The sequence below is a fragment of the Paenibacillus sp. Marseille-Q7038 genome, assembly GCF_965111595.1.
Map to the genome: position 1 here is coordinate 1,208,619 of NZ_CBCOOM010000002.1, position 15,922 is coordinate 1,224,540.

Here is a 15,922-nt window from a genome sequence, read left to right on the forward strand (position 1 = left end):
GATGAAGAAACAACAATTTGTAGTGGTTGGGCTTGGTCGGTTTGGATCGAGCCTTGCAATGGAACTCGTTGAAAAAGGATATGAAGTCCTCGGTATTGATCGTAACGAAGAGATCGTAAATGACATGAGTGATGTCCTCACCCATACCGTGGTAGCGGATGCCTCAGATGAAGATATGCTGCGGTCGCTTGGAGTCCGGAACTTTGACTGCGGGATTGTCGCTATCGGCGATGACGTGCAGATGAGCATCTTAAGTACGATTTTGTTAAAGGAACTTGGTGTAAAAAAAGTCATTGCCAAAGCGATTTCCTTATTGCACGGCAGGGCGCTTGAAAAACTCGGAGTCGATCGTGTAGTTTATCCCGAAAGAGATATGGGTAAGCGGGTCGCTCATCAGCTGGTCACCCCTAATCTGCTCGATTATATTGATCTGTCGGATAACTATACGATTGTTGAAATCACAGCTCCGTTACATTTGGACGGAAAAACATTAAGTGAAGTAAATACCAGAGCGCGTTTCAATTGCAGCGTTGTTGCTCTGCAAAAGAAAGAGGGCGTAATTATCGCCCCTACTGCACTTGATGCCATCAGCAGTGGAGATATCATGGTCATCATTGGTACCCATACTAACATTGATCGTTTTGAAGAAGAAGTAATTAACGAGTAAAAGGCAGACGCATCATGGTAAGCGGCGGGCATGCGAAAAATTCAGTCGTTTCCTGAATCCACTGCTTAGCGGTTGCGCTAAGCTCTTCTTTTTTTCCGTAAATCATACAGGTTGTTCGGAGCGTCTGCTTCAGTTCGGCGATCTGAACCGTAACAAGATCATTGTCTAACAGCAGCTGCGGTCTTACATAGGATTTGGGAAGTAAAGCAGCTGCTTTACAAGTAGGAAGCAGACGGATAATAGCCTCAAAGGAATCAATCTCCATACGAATGTCAGGCATAATCCCTGTTCGGTGAAACAGATCATCGGTTAATTTACGGTACCACGTCCCCTTGGAAAAAGTGATCATCGGCAACTTCTGTAAGTCTTCCATGAAGGACTCTCTACCGCTTAGTGGATGAGTATTGGGGACGACAAGTTCAAGATGATCCTCAAATAATGGAATACAATTCAGCCCTGGCTCACTGATGGAGGAGGCAACGATACCTACATCTGCCTGCCTGTCACGTACGGCCGATACAATCTCATGTGTTTTCCCTGTAACGAGTTTAATCTCTGCATGCGGGTGTTTATCCATAAAAGCAGAGATCAGGGGAGGCAGAGTGGTTTGAAGGGTTGTAAGACTGGCTCCTAGGGTGATGATACTATCGGTGTCGTCTTTAAACTGAGCCAGGGACTGCAGAAATTTTAACTGATGCTGACGCTGCTCTAGTGCAAAGTCATAAGTAAGTCGACCAATGGAGGTCAGTTCAAGCCTTTTTCCTTTTCGATTAAAAAGTGTCACGCCAAGTTCACCCTCGAGCTTGGCTATTTTTCGTGATAAGGCCGGCTGAGATAGATTTAATAATTTGGATGCCTGATTAAGACTGGATTGTTCGACAACGGTGGCAAAGGCTTGCATTTCCTCAAACATATACGTGCACCTCCAATGGATCCTTTGGAACAGGAATGTATGCTTATACCTTTTAGTTATAACATGTAATAATTATATTGCAATTCCATCATACGAGAAAAAGAGGTAACATAAAACATGACACAAGTTGTTCACAAGTAGGAATAGGGAGCAATTTGTCGATCCCTTTGTAGCAAAGGGTAATGCGGTGATCATTCAATTCAAATATGAAAACGCTGTACATGGGAAAGGGGAACGTCAATTTATGAAAGGGTTTTATTCGAGAAAGCTCCACTCGCTTCTTGGTGTCATCCCGCTGAGCTTGTTTTTCCTCGAGCATTTGATTACGAATTTTTCAGCCGTTGAGGGCGGCCCGCAAGCGTTTAAGGATTCGGTTGCTTTTCTGAACAGTCTTCCGCTCGTAATTGTCCTGGAGATGTTCTTCATTTGGCTGCCGCTTCTGTTCCATGGTGTTTACGGGTTGTATATTGCTTATCAGGCGAAACCGAATGTGGGACGCTTTGGTAACGAACGTAACTGGAGGTACACTCTGCAGCGGATTTCTGGTGTCATTACGTTTGTATTCGTAATCTGGCATTTATACGAGACACGAGTTCAGGTAGCTCTTGGGAACGTGACACATGAACAGCTCGGCAGTGTTATGCACGATATCGTGATGAATCCAATCTTCTTTGTCATCTATTTGATCAGTGTAGTAGCAGCATCATACCACTTTGCAAATGGAATTTGGTCTTTCTTGGTAAGCTGGGGAATCACACGCGGACCTCGTTCGCAGCGCGTATCTTCTTATATTTGTATGAGTATGTTTGCACTCATTTCCGTTATGTTTATCGCATCACTATTCGCATTCCGCGGCGTAGAGTTCGATGAAGCGTCCGCTTTAATTGAAATATGGAAGACAGTCTAAGGTTTAAGGAGAGTGAACTGAAGTGGCTACAACTAACGTTATCGTAGTGGGCGGTGGTTTGGCAGGCCTCATGGCTACCATTAAGGCGGCTGAAGCCGGCGTCCATGTTCATTTATTTTCGATCGTACCCGTAAAAAGATCACACTCCGTGTGTGCTCAGGGCGGGATCAACGGAGCCGTTAATACGAAAGGTGAAGGGGATTCTCCTTGGGTTCATTTTGATGACACCGTTTATGGCGGTGACTTCCTGGCAAATCAGCCTCCCGTTAAAGCCATGTGTGAAGCTGCCCCGGGTATTATCCATTTGATGGACCGGATGGGTGTTATGTTTAACCGTACACCAGAAGGACTTCTTGATTTCCGCCGTTTTGGTGGAACGAAGCATCACCGTACAGCGTTCGCGGGTGCAACGACAGGACAACAGCTCCTATATGCACTTGATGAGCAGGTACGCCGCTGGGAGACAGCAGGACTCGTAACTAAGCATGAACATTGGGAGTTCCTGCAAGCGGTTGTGGATGATGAGGGAGTATGCCGCGGAATCGTAGCTCAAGATCTGCGTAACATGGAAGTTGTTACTTTTGCAGCAGATGCAACCATTCTTGCAACAGGCGGCCCTGGTATTATTTTCGGTAAAACAACAAACTCCGTAATTAACACAGGAACAGCTGCAAGTGCTGTCTATCAACAAGGTGTAAACTACGCGAATGGTGAATTCATTCAGATTCACCCGACTGCGATTCCTGGTGATGACAAACTGAGACTGATGTCTGAGTCTGCGCGTGGTGAAGGCGGCCGAATTTGGACTTATAAAGACGGCAAGCCATGGTATTTCCTTGAAGAGAAATATCCTTCTTACGGTAACCTTGTACCACGGGATATTGCGACTCGTGAGATTTTTGATGTCTGCGTGAGTCAAAAACTCGGAATCAATGGCGAGAACATGGTATATCTAGACCTGTCTCATAAAGATCCGAAGGAACTGGATGTAAAGCTCGGCGGTATTATTGAAATTTACGAGAAATTCATGGGTGATGATCCGCGTAAAATACCAATGAAAATTTTCCCTGCAGTTCATTATTCCATGGGCGGCATGTGGGTAGATTATAACCAAATGACCAATATCCCTGGATTGTTTGCAGCCGGCGAATGCGAATATCAATATCATGGTGCAAACCGTTTGGGTGCGAATTCCCTGGTGTCAGCTATCTATGGCGGTATGGTTGCCGGACCGAAAGCAGTGGAGTACATCAAAGGAATGAAGAAATCTACACAAGATGTTTCTTCTTCTGTTTTTGATGGGTACAGAAAACAACAATCAGAGAAGTATGACCAAATTACTAAAATGCAAGGCAGCGAGAATGCCTACGTAATTCATAAAGAGCTGGGCGAATGGATGACAGACAACATGACGGTTGTTCGTCACAACAACAAGCTTGAGCAAACGATTGGTAAGATTAAAGAACTGAAAGAACGTTATAAGAACATTAATGTGAACGATACATCTAGTTGGAACAATGCGGGGGCTTCGTTTACAAGACAACTCTGGAACATGCTGGAGTTATCGGAAGCCATGACACTGGGCGCTTTATTACGTGACGAAAGCCGCGGGGCTCATTATAAACCGGACTTCCCGGAACGTGATGATGAGAACTTCCTAAAAACAAGTATCGCAACATGGAGTAAAGAAGGACCTAAGATTTCTTATGAGGATGTTGACGTATCGCTGATTCCGCCGCGTATTCGTGACTACTCCAAAGATTAAGTTAGGATATCAGCAGTAATCCTGCAGTAATAAGTGAGGAGGGAAACATCATGGCAGAAACTACGGTGACAAAACAATCATCTAAAACTGTGAAGTTTATTATTACCCGTCAAGATAAACCGGAATCCGCTTCGTACAACGAAGAGTTCGAGCTTCCGTACCGACCGGGAATGAACGTAATTAGTGCTTTGATGGAGATCCAACGGAACCCAGTGAATACCGAGGGCAAACAGATTGCCCCTGTCTGCTGGGACTCCAACTGTCTAGAAGAAGTGTGCGGTGCTTGTTCTATGGTTATCAACGGGAAGCCCCGCCAAGCTTGTGCAGCACTGGTGGATCAGCTCGAACAACCCATTAGACTTGAGCCAATGAAGACCTTCCCGGTTGTGCGTGACCTTGTTATCGATCGTGACCGGATGTTTAAGGCGCTCAAGCGCGTTAAGGCATGGATTCCAATCGATGGTACCTATGACCTGGGACCAGGTCCTCGAATGCCTGAGAAGAAGCGTCAGTGGGCTTACGAACTGTCGAAGTGCATGACATGCGGCGTATGTCTCGAAGCTTGCCCGAACGTAAATGAAAAAACAGACTTTATCGGTCCAGCAGCCATTTCACAAGTTCGTCTGTTTAATTCACATCCAACGGGTGAGATGAACAAGGAAGAGCGTCTGGAAGCACTTATGGATGACGGCGGGATCGAGGGCTGTGGTAACTCACAGAACTGTGTACGTGCTTGTCCAAAAGGAATTCCACTGACGACTTCCATTGCGGAAATGAATAAAGACACGACAAAGCATATGTTTAAACGTTGGCTTGGTGCGTAACGTACGAGTAGTAACGATATAACATGAACCCCGTTCTTTATGCACGGGGTTCTTTTGTTTGGAATGACAAAGATAAAATATAGAATATGATATAATTTGATCACTAGAAGGGAAGTGCATCTTTATGGCAGACGCCATTATAGAAAGACCCGTGACCCGTTCTGAAATAGCGGAAGGGCTTGCGAACCTCGGGCTGAAGTCCGGAATGACGATTCTTGTCCATTCTTCAATGAAGAGTTTTGGAGGTTGGGTCCCAGGTGGACCTCCGGCAGTTGTTTTAGCGCTTCAGGATGTGATTGGACCGGAAGGAACCATAGTTATGCCTACCCAATCGATGGATCTGACAGATCCTTCTACATGGATGAATCCACCGGCTGATTCTAAATGGTGGGATTTGATTCGTGATGAGATGCCTGCATATGATCCCGATATCACGGAAACCGCAGGAATGGGCGTCATTGTAGATGCATTCCGGCAGGCTAAAAATACCTGCCGCAGCAGACATCCGCATGTGTCTTTTGCTGCATCAGGACCGCTGGCTTCCTATATATTAGAAGACCACAGTTATGACTACAGTCTCGGGGAGCAGTCTCCATTAGGACGTCTATATGAACTGGATGCGCATGTTATCTTACTTGGCTGCGGGCATGAGCGGAATACTTCATTTCATCTAGCTGAATATCGAGTAAGTTATGCAGGTAAGGAAGAAGTCCAGCACCCTGCGCCTGTTCTATCGAATGGAGTAAAGCAGTGGATTACATACCGAGACTACAATATTAGCTCTGATGATTTTCAAAAACTGGGCACGGATTATGAGCAATCCGCAGTTTCGCCTTATAATAAAGTTCAGATTCGATGGGCTCCATGCTTTATGGCGCCACAGCGGGCCTTGGTTGATTATGCAAAAACATGGTTGAGTACAAATAGAAAGATAGATAAGGAAAACTAAGTGATGGTTAGGTGAAGAAAGGGGGCCTCCTAATGAAGGAAACACGAGTACATTCAGGGCAGAATGACCGTAAACCGGAGCGACCAAAAGATGGACGCGAAACGGTCCCAGCGATTTTCCCAGGAAAAGAAAAAGTGCATGATCCCTCCCGCCGGCGTTTTCTTAAAAAAGCGAGCAAACTTGCTCTTACAGCAAGTGCCGGTATTTTTACAGGAGGATATGCGTGGTTATGGGAGCCGAGGCGACTTGAAGTAGAGCATGTAGAGCTGTCATTGCCGCGGCTCCCCAAAGCTTTTCATGGTATGAAAATCGCCCATTTCAGTGATATGCATCTGGGATTTCATATGGATCTATCGGATATGGAGCGTCTTGCTTCAGCTCTAGCCAGTCAAAATCCGGATATCATCTGTTTTACAGGTGATATGTTAGAAGGCCGAGCCGAGCCAATGGAAGAATGTATTCCCTTGTTACAATCCATGAAAGCCCCACTCGGAAAGTATGCCGTTCTCGGGAATCATGATTATCGTGGACGTGAATATGAACGACTCGCTCAAATGTACAGGGAAGCAGGGTTCACATTACTCGTGAATGATCATATCACTGTGGAGCGCGAGGGAGAAAAAATAGCCATCGTAGGATTAGATGATGCATTAAACGGAGTACCTGATCCCGAAGCAGCCCGCAGAGGGCTGAAAAAAGGAACATTTGCTTTACTTCTCATGCATGAGCCTGATTATGCGGATATCGCAAAGGATTATGATTATGATTTACAATTATCAGGACATAGCCATGGGGGGCAGGTTAGAGCACCTTTTGTAGGAGCGCTTACCACTCCAAGAGGATCTGAGAAGTACATTCAAGGACTGTATTACACAGGTGAAAAAGGAAAATCCATGCCTGTTTATGTGAATCGTGGAGTCGGAATGACTCAGCTGCCTATCCGTTTTCTATGCAGACCGGAGCTGACCATTGTTCATGTGTAACATTCATGGCATCGTAGAAGTAAAGCTGGCAAAGAAGGCAGAAAGGAATGATAACATGGAACAAATCGCAATTGTTTCCGATATTCATGGCAACATGACAGCATGGAATGCGGTGCTAGAAGATATTCGTAAAAGAGGAATTACCCGTATCTTTTGCTTGGGTGATCTAGTTGGTAAAGGTCCTGACTCGATCTCAGCTGTGGATAGTGTTCGTGAGAACTGCGAAGTTATTGTGCGTGGTAATTGGGATGAACTTGTTGCTAAGAGACAGCCCGGTCCACATTTTGAATGGCATGCAGAAAGTCTTGGGGAGGAGCGGTTATCCTACTTGGCAGCACTTCCTTTCAGTTATCACTTTCGGCTAAGCGGTAGACTGATTCGGCTTGTTCATGCCTCGTCTACAAGTGTATATCACCGGGTACAGCCTTGGGATGAGCTTGAAGAAAGAATGGGGATGTTTGGTGTCATTTCAGAGTCTGTCTCGAAGGAGAGGTGTGCTGGAGAGCCCGATGTTGTTGCTTATGGGGATGTACACAATGCCTACTTACAATATTTGAACGGTAAACTGCTATTCAATGTAGGCAGTGTCGGTAATCCCCTTGATCTGCCGGAGGCTTCCTATTGTATTATAGAGGGAACTGCGGAAGAACAAGCTGAGCTTGAAACAAACACTCCAAGCCAACCTTTCAATGTGCAGTTTGTTCGTGTACCTTATGATATTGAAGCAGAAGTATCTAAGGCGTTACAATCGAATGCACCTAATATTGATCTGTACATCAAAGAAATCCGAACGGGAGTTTATCGCGGATTACAAGGAAAGTAACTTTTTTCGAAGAAGGAGTACACTCACTTTCATGTTTACAAAACTTGCGCTGAGACAGGGTTTGCCGATACTAACTTCAGACCGCTTGCGTATGAGAGCTTTAGCGCCTGAAGATGACGAGGTAATCTTTCAATTTTTAAACGATAGTGAAGTGATTCAATATTTAAATCGAGTAAATTTACCGACCAAGATACGTGCAAGACGCATTATGAAAGAAATACGGATATCTGGAGCAAAACTCGAATCCATACATTACGGAATTTGTTTGCAGGAATCAGGGCATCTCATTGGGGTTATCTCGTTTCAGCAGTGGAAAGAGTCGCAGAAGCAAGCGCAGATTGGTTATATGTTTGATCAGGCATATTGGGGTCAAGGTTATGCTGCAGAAGCTTTAGAGCGGCTGATCCGGTTTGGTTTTGAGGAGCTTGATTTTACTCGGCTGGAAGCAAGATGTCACGAGCAGAATGATCGCTCTCAGAAATTGCTATGTAGAAGCGGTTTTACTCATAAAAAGACACAACAGCACTTTTCCTTACTTCAAATGCAGAAGCAAGACATTCTTGTCTATGAGACAGACAAAGAACAATACAGACACAATAGAAGAGGTTATCATGAAAGCGGAAAATTGGTTTAGACATCCGGCAGGCATTGTCGTAAGTTCAGCAGTGGCCACATTACTGTGGGGCAGTGCCATGCCTGTTATTAAAAAAGGATATGCAGCACTTGATATCGAGGCGGGCAATATTAGTGAACAATGGCTGTTCGCGGGATATCGCTTTACGCTGGCAGGTATGCTGCTAGTCTTATTTCACTATCTGTTCCAGAGAAAGAAGAGCGGATCTGAGCAAAGAATAAGAAAAGGACGGCTTGGCCGACTCGCACTCATTCAGACATTTCTTCAGTACCTACTGCTCTATGTAGGACTTAGTTATAGTACAGGAATACAAGGGTCTATTATCGTAGGCTCCACTTCCCTGTTTCAAATGTTATCGGTGCGGTTGTTTGACGCATCAGAAAGACTTACTTTGATGAAAATATCAGGTTTGTTCCTTGGGTTTGCAGGCATTGCGGCTGCGGGGATAGGAAATGGAAATATGGAGATTTCCTTTGGATGGGGAGAATTATTACTGCTCGGTTCTGCGATGTTTGGCGGAGTAGGGAATGTGCTCGCTAGACAGGAGAGTAAAAACGAACCGGTCTTATCTTTGACAGGAAGACAGATGATGCTGGGCGGGATTATGCTGCTTGTCATTAGTGTCCCTGTTACTGGTTTTGTCCCATTTCCCATGGACGGAACAACTTTCTTATATTTATTTTATCTTGCCTTGCTATCAGCTGCTGGTTTTGGATTATGGAATACCATTATGAAATATAATGAAGTGGGCCGGGTCTCGATGTATTTATTTTTCATTCCGGTATTCGGAGTAATTCTATCCTCTCTGATCCTTGGAGAAGAGCTGTCAGGTTGGATAGCGGTATCTCTATCGCTTGTAGTTAGCGGTATTATCATCGTGAATCGGTCGGTTTCGGACAAGCGTCTAAAACGGTTGAAAACAACGAACAACACCCGATGATATCGCATTAACATATCTTGTTACACAAATGAAATATTGCTGACACTAAACTCTAACAGAGACAGGGTAAACTGATCTCATGACCCCCTTTTTGATAATATAAAATGCAGTTAGGACCCGTGAGCGAGCTCAACGGGTCCCTTTTTTTATTTGGAGTTAAGCTAGAGCGGAACAACCTGCATTTCTTTTTGTTTGAAATAGACCCAGCTCTCAAATCCAATTTCTTTCAGCTTGCTACGCACCTCTTCCCATTCATCACCAACACGCTCTGGTTTATGCGCATCAGAACCAAATGTAACATACACACCATAATGATGGGCGCGCTCTAAGATCTCGTCAGAAGGGTACCAGCCGCCGCTAAGTTTGGTTTTGCCGGATGTATTAATCTCAATAGCAATCCGTTCTTCCGCAATCGTTTGGAGCGTATCGTCAATCGCTTTTTCCGCCGGTATTTTAGAAAAGTCAGGATAATTCCCTTTCATCGCATCAATATGACCGAGTATTTGGAACATCCCGCTTTTGGCAGATTGCCGTATCAAATCATAATAGGTTTCTTTAACTTCAATTCTTTCTTTCTCATTATGTTTTTTCCAACGATTTTTGTTAAAAATACTAACTCCTCCCGTACTATGTACGGAACCGATAATGTAGTCGAACGGATACTTGTTTAGCGTTTCGCGATACACTTCAGCAAACTCGGGAAAAAAGTCTGACTCAATGCCAAGCAGAACATCAATTTTTCCTGCATATTCTTTCTTGAGAGAGAGTACTTCCTCCACATAGTTAACAAGCTCGCTTTTTGCCATCGCAATTTTGGGAAAAGCCTGTTCTTCTTCCCTTCCAAAGTAAGGGGTATGATCAGAAATACCAATCACTTGGAGGCCAGCAGATATCCCAGCTTCAACGTAATCTCTTATGGTTCCGTTTGCATGACCACAGCGAACGTGGTGCGTGTGCAGATCAAATTTCAAGGGTAGAGTCCTCCTATTCTATTCGGAACTGACAAACTGAGTTTCTGGCATGCCTTTCAGGTCACTTAAAAACTGCTGCATCGCGGAGTTTAAATATCGGGTGGATTTGTAGATGACACCAACAGGATGAGCAACTCCAAGTTCGCTGAGCGGGATCATAACTAGTGAGCCTGAGCGGAGTTCACTTGCAGTTGACTGTTTTGAAATGACTGCCGCGCCCAGGTTAAGCTCCACCATTCTTTTGATTTCTTCACTACTGGACAATTCCATTACGACATTTGGTTCAATCTGATGTTTCTGCAGAATGTCATCAACAAACTTTCTTCCTACCGTATCAGGAGAAAGCATAATTAAGGGGGTTGTACCTAATACCTCAATAGTTGCATGTTTTTTCTGAGCCAATGGATGATGCGGTGAGACCACGAGCTCAAACGTATCATAGTAAAGTACAGACGTATTTAAATTAGGGTTACGTTCAATAAGATAACCGATTCCCACATCGATCATGCTATTTTCTACTTGCTGATAAATTTGGGAGGAGGGCATGGACTGAATACTCGTTTTTATTAAAGGAAATTGATCCTGAAAATAGGACAGAATTCGCGGCAGAATCTGAATCGCGATCGAAGTCGTCGTTCCAAGCACAATATGTCCTTGTGGATTTTGATCGAGGTCGGAGAGCTTAAGTTTGAGTTCATCCACAATATCAAGAATCCGTTCCGCATGATTTAAAAATACCATGCCGCGATCGGTTAGTGTTACGGGCTGCGTACGGTCAACCAGCACCGTCCGAAACTCGTCTTCCAGACTTTTAATTTGAGCCGACACAGCAGGTTGCGTTAGATTGAGAAGTTCTCCGGCTTTGCGGAAGCTCATCGTTTTAGAAATCGTGATCAGTGTCTCCAGTTGACTGATGTTCATGACGTGCCTCCTGACGTTGAAGAGTGCATAGATATCGTTCTTTTTTAAATTATAGGGGATTGATAGGTGGAGGGCAACGCTGGTATGTTTTCATTTTTAATAGAAAGCTTGAATATATTTCATACATCTCCTGTAAAGTGGCCTATATCAAAGATTCGTATAAAGATGGAGGGGTTTAGGTGGACCAAAAACGTGCAAGGGCCTGGGCAATGTATGATTGGGCTAATTCTGCGTTTGCAACGACAATGATCGCAGCGGTACTTCCTGTGTTCTATCAAACAGTGGCTGCCGCTGATCTTGAGGGAGCGGTAGCTACGAGTTACTGGGCTTTCTCTCAAACGATAGCCATGATTCTTGTTGCTGTGGCCGCACCGCTGCTTGGTGCAGCTGCAGACCAAGGGGGGAGGAAAGGGCTTTTTCTACTGATCGCTGCTATTGTAGGAGCTGTTGCAAGTGCACTCATTGGCTTTACAGGCAAAGGAGATTATGTAGCTGTCTCTGTCCTCTTTATTATTGCAACGCTCGGTTTCTCCGGTGGAAATACATTCTATGACTCTATGCTGCGTGATATTGCGCCGCCAGATCAGCGACATGCTTTGTCTGCACGTGGTTATACCTACGGTTATCTTGGGGGAGGCCTCTTACTTCTTGTGCATATTGTGCTCATTCAAGGATGGGAAAGCATTGGCTTCACCTCTCAAATCCAAGCGATGCAAATCGTTTTTATGACCGCTGGTTTATGGTGGCTGCTGTTTTCGATTCCCTTGTTTCGAAATGTTCCACTGATTGAGCCTAAACACACCGATCCTTCACAATTCTCTCCTAAGATAGGGGTACTTCGCACCGCGAAACAAAGTATAAAAAGCGTTCTTCGTACCTTGTTACATATTAAAAAATATCCTGAACTATTTAAATATTTAGTAGCCTTTTGGCTTTTTAACGATGGAATCAGCACGATTATTAGTATGGCTGCTATTTATGGTGCTGAGATTGGCATTGGCGCTACACATCTAATAGCGGCGTTACTGATTACTCAGTTTGTTGGTGTTCCATTTACTTTTCTATTTGAGAAACTACCGGCCAAAATGGGTGCTAAAAATGCCCTTTATTTATCCCTAGGGTTTTATGTGGTGATTGTTATGGTTGGTTATTTTATGAATAGTCCGCTTCACTTCTATATTCTGGCGGCGATGGTTGGTATGGTGCAGGGAGGAAGTCAGTCCCTCGCAAGGTCAATTTACAGTCAGCTTGTTCCTGCAAGCAAAGCCACTGAATTTTTTGGTTTTATGAGTTTGTCCGGCAAAGTATCTGCCGCGCTCGGCCCAGCTGTATTTGGCCTTACGGCAGCACTGACAGGCACAAGCCGGCTTGCAATCTTGTCCGTTTTGTTCTTTTTCTTAGCAGGGATGTGGTTCTTAACGAAGGTTGATTTATCAAAAGGGGAGAGAGAAGCAATAGAGGATGATGATAAGTCTTTACCGCCGGATCATAATACACCTAGTGGTTTTACAGTGTAAGAGAAGTTCCGGGGTCTTTTGAACTAGGAAAATAAGATTGTGAATCTTCAGACTTACCTAATTGCATGCATGTGATTTAGCAGGACTTCTTATTCATGTATAAACAATCCCTTCTTATCTGTCGATAACAGTTATTATGGGCCTTTGGATTTAATTCGTAATGAATTAACATGTGGCTTCAAGTATAATAATGTTAATTATAATGGGACTTTTGGTTCGAGACCATTAACCCAGTAAGGGGGCAAAATCGTTGAAAGCCGAAGTGATTAATCCGTTTTTGGAGTCCGCACGGCTCGTATTTGAACAATTGATTCAAATATCACCTTCCACCGGTCAACTGGGTATCAAAAAAGTGGAGTACTTAGAGGACCATATATGGATCATGATCGGAATGACAGGACAACTGAACGGCAAAGTTGTTTTTGGAATTGAGGAACAGGTCGCACTGCGTATCGTATCCGCTATGATGGGCGGATTTATCATTTCTGAGATGGATGAGATGGGGCAGAGCGCTATTTCAGAACTCGGTAATATGATTAGTGGGAATGCAAGTACCATTCTATATAACCAGGGCTACTCCGTTGATATTACTCCGCCGCAAGTGATGAAATCTTCTCATCCCGGTATGGATCTCGTCAGTCAGGCACTTTGTATTCCTATATCAATGGACGGCATCGGAGAGTTAGATATTCAAGTTATGATCTCTTAAACCGTTCTCTAAGCGGCAGCTCGCTATTCTAGTTTTGTTTTTTACATACGAGTGCATTATCATAATAAGAATATAGCGAACTGCAGGCTGGAGGATAGATGGCGATGAGGTTACAAGACAAAGTTGTACTGATTACCGGAGCATCAAGCGGTATCGGCGCTTTATGTGCACAGAAGCTGAGTGCGGAGGGTGCAATTCCGATCTTGACGGCAAGATCAGAGGAAAAGCTAACCCATATCAGTCAGTCCATAGGCGGTACTCATGAATGGCTGAAGATGGATGTAACAGATACAAGGGAAGTACAGTCCAGCGTAGAGAAAATCATAGAAAAGTACGGGAAAATTGATATCGTACTTAATAATGCGGGTTATGGACAATTTGAATCGTTTGTTGATATGCCTGTGTCTTCTTTCGAAGATATGATGGATGTGAATTATATGGGAACGGTACGGGTAACAAAGGCCGTATTGCCTTATATGCTGAAAGCAGGGCAGGGTCAAATCGTGAATGTTGCCTCGATGGCAGGAAAGATCGGAACTGCAAAATCCGCTTCCTACACAGCGACGAAACATGCGGTTCTCGGCTTTAGCAATGCGCTGAGACAGGAATATAGAAAGTCGGGCGTTCACGTAACAACGATTAATCCGGGACCTATTGATACCCCTTTTTTCGAACTGGCAGATCCGGACGGCGGTTATATGAAAAATCTGGGTAGCTTCATCATGAAACCCGAATACGTAGCTGATAAGATTGTGCAGGCGATCATCCGCCGCAAGGAAGAGGTAAATCTCCCACGATCAGCGGCTTTTGGTATGCGGCTTTATCAGTTGTTTCCAAGATTTGCAGATAGGTTAACCTATGGAATCATGAACCGAAAATAAAGGGAAAGCTCCTGGCTAATTACAAGCTTAGGGGCTTTATTTTTCGTTTTTTTATGACGAAAAAAAAGATCGTATTTGGTACAGCGCCTGTTTTCGCATATAATGAAATATAATCGATTTTCAAACAAAGGATGGACTAATAAAAATGACAACAAGTTTTGATTCACTCGGGCTACACCCGGATTTAATACAATTGCTTTCGGATAAAGGGATTACGGAGCCTTCTCCCGTACAGGAACAGACGATTCCTGTAATACGTGAAGGAAAAGATGTACTTGCTCGTTCCCAGACCGGAACAGGAAAAACATTAGCGTATTTGCTACCGCTTTTTGAAACGGTAGATACGAATGTGAAAGGAACACAAAAAGTAATTCTTGCTCCAACACAAGAGCTTGCTATGCAAATTGTACGAGAAGCAGAAATGTACGGTGCATATAAAGGAATTAAGACCCTTGGTCTTATTGGCGGTGCTGCCATCAAACGTCAGATTGAGAAGCTGAAAGAGCATCCTGAGATTGTCGTAGGGACCCCGGGCCGAGTACGCGAATTAATTGAAGTACGTAAACTCAAAATGCATCAGGTCAAAACGATTGTTATCGATGAAGCCGATCAGGTATTTCAGCTGGGCGGTGTAGGTGATGTGAATCATATTCTGCGCAGTGCACTTAGAGATCGCCAGCTCGTCTTTGTATCTGCTACCGTTGATGAAGGAACACGGAGACTGGCTGAACGTGAAATGAAAGATCTAGTCACGATTGGTATTGATCCCGAGCAAATGACGGCAGCAGGACTCACCCATTTGTATTTTGTAGCGGGTGAGCGCGAGAAAATTGATATGCTTCGCCGTGTGGTGCGTCATTTTGACCCTACTAAAGCGCTTGTGTTTGCTAATAATGCCGAGACGATTTCGGAAGTAGAAGCGAAAATGAACTACATGGGTATCTCTGCGGCTGCTCTTTACGGAGATGCGGATAAAATGACCCGGACCCGGGTTCTGAGTGCTTTCCGTGATGGACAGATTAAGCTCCTTATTGCCAGTGATGTAGCTGCACGAGGTCTTGATATTCAAGATTTACCGCTTGTCATTAACTTTGATCCTGCTTTTGACTCCGATCATTATGTTCACCGTGCAGGCAGAACAGGACGGATGGGCAAGACGGGAACGGTTGTATCCATCGTTGGGGAAAAAGAGACCTTTATCATGCGTAAATTTGCTAGAGAACTTGGCATTGAGTTGAATGAACGAGCAATGCAGGGTGGAGAAATTAAAGATGGACCGGCGGTTTCTTCCAATAGACCTCAGCGCACATTTACTAAAAAAGATTCTTCTGCTTCTGCTTCCGCTTCTTATGGAAAACCAGCGGTTCGCACAAGCAGTACGAAAGAACGCGAGCAATCCTCCGCTGTTCCTGGACGCAAGAACGAGAGAGAACGGGATCGGAAGAACAAAGGGGCTCCAAAATGGCTTAAAGACAAGAAAAAAGAGCAATAAGTCTAATATAGAAGAAAGCGGGGGAT

16 protein-coding genes are annotated in these 15,922 nt (G+C 44.4%); 13 read left to right on the forward strand and 3 right to left on the reverse strand.

Features of this window, described 5'->3' with window-relative positions:
• Nucleotide 1: 1 nt before the first annotated feature.
• The gene (locus tag ACWPWY_RS22905; protein WP_454193787.1) at nucleotides 2–667 is read left to right on the forward strand and encodes a potassium channel family protein; all 666 of its coding nucleotides are present in this window, start codon (nucleotides 2–4) and stop codon (nucleotides 665–667) included.
• Here ACWPWY_RS22905 and ACWPWY_RS22910 read toward each other — a convergent pair.
• Nucleotides 657–1,580: a LysR family transcriptional regulator gene (locus tag ACWPWY_RS22910; RefSeq protein WP_454193788.1), complete on the reverse strand. Its 924-nt coding sequence runs from the start codon at nucleotides 1,578–1,580 to the stop codon at nucleotides 657–659. The genes ACWPWY_RS22905 and ACWPWY_RS22910 overlap by 11 nt on opposite strands.
• A gap of 244 nt (nucleotides 1,581–1,824) precedes the next feature.
• On the opposite strand from ACWPWY_RS22910, the gene ACWPWY_RS22915 reads away from it, so the two are divergent.
• The 8 genes from ACWPWY_RS22915 (at nucleotide 1,825) to ACWPWY_RS22950 (ending at nucleotide 9,405) form a co-directional block, all read left to right on the forward strand.
• Nucleotides 1,825–2,487 carry a succinate dehydrogenase cytochrome b558 subunit gene (locus tag ACWPWY_RS22915; RefSeq protein WP_454193789.1) on the forward strand — a complete coding sequence of 221 codons (663 nt, stop codon included), beginning with the start codon at nucleotides 1,825–1,827 and terminating at the stop codon, nucleotides 2,485–2,487.
• A 22-nt stretch (nucleotides 2,488–2,509) separates the two neighbouring features.
• Nucleotides 2,510–4,252 carry a succinate dehydrogenase flavoprotein subunit gene (gene sdhA, locus ACWPWY_RS22920; protein ID WP_454193790.1) on the forward strand — a complete coding sequence of 581 codons (1,743 nt, stop codon included), beginning with the start codon at nucleotides 2,510–2,512 and terminating at the stop codon, nucleotides 4,250–4,252.
• Nucleotides 4,253–4,302: 50 nt separating this feature from the next.
• Complete coding sequence (gene sdhB, locus ACWPWY_RS22925) at nucleotides 4,303–5,076, forward strand: succinate dehydrogenase iron-sulfur subunit (protein WP_454193791.1); 774 nt, start codon at nucleotides 4,303–4,305, stop codon at nucleotides 5,074–5,076.
• Nucleotides 5,077–5,200: 124 nt separating this feature from the next.
• The gene (locus ACWPWY_RS22930; RefSeq protein WP_454193792.1) at nucleotides 5,201–6,025 is read left to right on the forward strand and encodes an aminoglycoside N(3)-acetyltransferase; all 825 of its coding nucleotides are present in this window, start codon (nucleotides 5,201–5,203) and stop codon (nucleotides 6,023–6,025) included.
• A gap of 32 nt (nucleotides 6,026–6,057) precedes the next feature.
• Nucleotides 6,058–7,008 carry a metallophosphoesterase gene (locus ACWPWY_RS22935; protein WP_454193793.1) on the forward strand — a complete coding sequence of 317 codons (951 nt, stop codon included), beginning with the start codon at nucleotides 6,058–6,060 and terminating at the stop codon, nucleotides 7,006–7,008.
• A gap of 55 nt (nucleotides 7,009–7,063) precedes the next feature.
• Nucleotides 7,064–7,831: a metallophosphoesterase family protein gene (locus tag ACWPWY_RS22940; RefSeq protein ID WP_454193932.1), complete on the forward strand. Its 768-nt coding sequence runs from the start codon at nucleotides 7,064–7,066 to the stop codon at nucleotides 7,829–7,831.
• A 31-nt stretch (nucleotides 7,832–7,862) separates the two neighbouring features.
• On the forward strand, nucleotides 7,863–8,465 hold the full coding sequence (locus ACWPWY_RS22945) for a GNAT family N-acetyltransferase (protein WP_454193794.1): 603 nt from the start codon (nucleotides 7,863–7,865) through the stop codon (nucleotides 8,463–8,465).
• Complete coding sequence (locus tag ACWPWY_RS22950) at nucleotides 8,443–9,405, forward strand: DMT family transporter (protein ID WP_454193795.1); 963 nt, start codon at nucleotides 8,443–8,445, stop codon at nucleotides 9,403–9,405. The genes ACWPWY_RS22945 and ACWPWY_RS22950 overlap by 23 nt, the downstream gene beginning before the upstream one ends.
• Nucleotides 9,406–9,566: 161 nt before the next feature.
• On the opposite strand, the gene ACWPWY_RS22955 is transcribed toward ACWPWY_RS22950, so the two are convergent.
• On the reverse strand, nucleotides 9,567–10,376 hold the full coding sequence (locus tag ACWPWY_RS22955) for a histidinol-phosphatase (protein ID WP_454193796.1): 810 nt from the start codon (nucleotides 10,374–10,376) through the stop codon (nucleotides 9,567–9,569).
• 18 nt (nucleotides 10,377–10,394) lie between these two features.
• On the reverse strand, nucleotides 10,395–11,297 hold the full coding sequence (locus ACWPWY_RS22960; RefSeq protein WP_454193797.1) for a LysR family transcriptional regulator: 903 nt from the start codon (nucleotides 11,295–11,297) through the stop codon (nucleotides 10,395–10,397).
• 179 nt (nucleotides 11,298–11,476) lie between these two features.
• On the opposite strand from ACWPWY_RS22960, the gene ACWPWY_RS22965 reads away from it, so the two are divergent.
• The 4 genes from ACWPWY_RS22965 to ACWPWY_RS22980 all read left to right on the forward strand — a co-directional run bounded on the left by ACWPWY_RS22965 (nucleotide 11,477) and on the right by ACWPWY_RS22980 (nucleotide 15,896).
• On the forward strand, nucleotides 11,477–12,814 hold the full coding sequence (locus ACWPWY_RS22965) for an MFS transporter (RefSeq protein WP_454193798.1): 1,338 nt from the start codon (nucleotides 11,477–11,479) through the stop codon (nucleotides 12,812–12,814).
• Nucleotides 12,815–13,064: 250 nt separating this feature from the next.
• Complete coding sequence (locus ACWPWY_RS22970; protein WP_454193799.1) at nucleotides 13,065–13,523, forward strand: chemotaxis protein CheX; 459 nt, start codon at nucleotides 13,065–13,067, stop codon at nucleotides 13,521–13,523.
• A 104-nt stretch (nucleotides 13,524–13,627) separates the two neighbouring features.
• On the forward strand, nucleotides 13,628–14,404 hold the full coding sequence (locus ACWPWY_RS22975) for an SDR family NAD(P)-dependent oxidoreductase (protein WP_454193800.1): 777 nt from the start codon (nucleotides 13,628–13,630) through the stop codon (nucleotides 14,402–14,404).
• 145 nt (nucleotides 14,405–14,549) lie between these two features.
• Entirely contained in the window at nucleotides 14,550–15,896 is a 1,347-nt protein-coding gene (locus ACWPWY_RS22980) for a DEAD/DEAH box helicase (RefSeq protein ID WP_454193801.1), read from the forward strand.
• Nucleotides 15,897–15,922: the final 26 nt, after the last annotated feature.

Coding starts and splice junctions, on each gene's coding strand:
- ACWPWY_RS22915 (WP_454193789.1), top strand. CDS start 1,825: ATGAAAGGGTTTTATTCGAGAAAGCTCCACTCGCTTCTTGGTGTCATC.
- ACWPWY_RS22950 (WP_454193795.1), top strand. CDS start 8,443: ATGAAAGCGGAAAATTGGTTTAGACATCCGGCAGGCATTGTCGTAAGT.
- ACWPWY_RS22910 (WP_454193788.1), bottom strand. CDS start 1,580: ATGTTTGAGGAAATGCAAGCCTTTGCCACCGTTGTCGAACAATCCAGT.
- ACWPWY_RS22930 (WP_454193792.1), top strand. CDS start 5,201: ATGGCAGACGCCATTATAGAAAGACCCGTGACCCGTTCTGAAATAGCG.
- sdhB (WP_454193791.1), top strand. CDS start 4,303: ATGGCAGAAACTACGGTGACAAAACAATCATCTAAAACTGTGAAGTTT.
- ACWPWY_RS22905 (WP_454193787.1), top strand. CDS start 2: ATGAAGAAACAACAATTTGTAGTGGTTGGGCTTGGTCGGTTTGGATCG.
- ACWPWY_RS22945 (WP_454193794.1), top strand. CDS start 7,863: ATGTTTACAAAACTTGCGCTGAGACAGGGTTTGCCGATACTAACTTCA.
- ACWPWY_RS22940 (WP_454193932.1), top strand. CDS start 7,064: ATGGAACAAATCGCAATTGTTTCCGATATTCATGGCAACATGACAGCA.
- ACWPWY_RS22975 (WP_454193800.1), top strand. CDS start 13,628: ATGAGGTTACAAGACAAAGTTGTACTGATTACCGGAGCATCAAGCGGT.
- ACWPWY_RS22960 (WP_454193797.1), bottom strand. CDS start 11,297: ATGAACATCAGTCAACTGGAGACACTGATCACGATTTCTAAAACGATG.
- ACWPWY_RS22980 (WP_454193801.1), top strand. CDS start 14,550: ATGACAACAAGTTTTGATTCACTCGGGCTACACCCGGATTTAATACAA.
- ACWPWY_RS22935 (WP_454193793.1), top strand. CDS start 6,058: ATGAAGGAAACACGAGTACATTCAGGGCAGAATGACCGTAAACCGGAG.